Origin of the sequence: Bacillus cereus group sp. N11 (assembly GCF_016483605.1) — a bacterium.
Classification (GTDB): Bacteria; Bacillota; Bacilli; order Bacillales; family Bacillaceae_G; genus Bacillus_A; species Bacillus_A toyonensis.
Map to the genome: position 1 here is coordinate 1 of NZ_JAEHBN010000078.1, position 256 is coordinate 256.

The following is a 256-nucleotide window of genomic DNA, read 5'->3' on the forward strand; positions in this document are numbered from 1 at the left end:
CGGAAGTAGTTCAGTGGTAGAATACAACCTTGCCAAGGTTGGGGTCGCGGGTTCGAATCCCGTCTTCCGCTCCAATTTTCAATATGACATGCCGGGGTGGCGGAACAGGCAGACGCACAGGACTTAAAATCCTGCGGTGGGTGACCACCGTGCGGGTTCGACCCCCGCCCTCGGCACCATATGCGCCCGTAGCTCAATTGGATAGAGCGTTTGACTACGGATCAAGAGGTTAGGGGTTCGACTCCTCTCGGGCGCG

General features: G+C 57.8%; 2 tRNA genes. Both read left to right on the plus strand.

What is annotated here, in order from left to right:
• The first annotated feature begins 90 nt into the window (after positions 1-90).
• Positions 91-179: transfer RNA gene (locus JDS98_RS29745), tRNA-Leu, on the plus strand.
• A 3-nt stretch (positions 180-182) separates the two neighbouring features.
• A tRNA-Arg gene (locus JDS98_RS29750) sits at positions 183-256 on the plus strand.